The sequence below is a fragment of the Mycobacterium sp. UM_Kg27 genome (genome assembly GCF_000972905.1).
Lineage (GTDB): Bacteria > Actinomycetota > Actinomycetes > Mycobacteriales > Mycobacteriaceae > Mycobacterium.
The window spans coordinates 1-288 of the sequence record NZ_JRMM01000362.1; the positions used below are offsets into that span (position 1 = coordinate 1).

Annotated in this window: 1 protein-coding gene; it reads left to right on the top strand. The window is 76.0% G+C overall.

Going from position 1 to position 288, the window contains the following annotated elements; all coding sequences use genetic code 11:
- On the top strand, positions 1-288 hold a 288-nt coding region (locus LI94_RS24235), incomplete at both ends, for a hypothetical protein (protein ID WP_192831030.1).

A 288-nucleotide genomic window follows, 5' to 3' on the forward strand; every position in this document is an offset into this window, starting at 1 on the left:
GTGGTGCCGGTGGCGCCGGTGTTGACGGCTCGACCGGCGCCAACGCGGCGGCCGGCTCCGGCGGCAACGGTTCTGACGGCGGCGACGGTACGGACGGCGGCAACGGTGGCGCTGGCGGTAACGGTGGCGCTGGTGGTGCCGGTGGTTCGGCGACCAACGGCAGTGCCGGTGGCCAGGGTGTCGGTGGTGTCGGTGGCGACGGTGGTGCTGCCGGTGGCGCTGGCAACGGTGGCGACGGTGGTGCCGGTGCCGGCGGCGGCAATGGTGCGACCGCGGGCAGCGGTGGCG